At 59.3% G+C, this 246-nt stretch carries 1 pseudogene; it reads left to right on the forward strand.

Annotated features, from left to right (window positions below):
• Positions 1–246: pseudogene (locus ACYP03_RS27455) on the forward strand (zinc carboxypeptidase); the annotation flags it as partial.

The raw sequence follows: 246 nt of genomic DNA on the forward strand, positions 1-246 counted from the left end.
CGCTGCTTAATCCGGTGGGCATGGCCATGCAACGCCGCTCGAACGCCAGACATGTTGATCTGATGCGCAATGCCCCTGTGGACAGCCAGGAACGCACAGCATGGCTGGTCGGTGGTCACAGAATCAGTCCCCGCCTGCCCTGGTATCGCGGCCCGGCTGGACACCCTATGGAGGCAGAAGCACAACTGCTGGTTGATCAGGTGCTAAAACAAACCCGGCAAAGCCCGTTTACTCTGGCACTGGATT

It is taken from the genome of Photobacterium sp. R1, assembly GCF_054600795.1.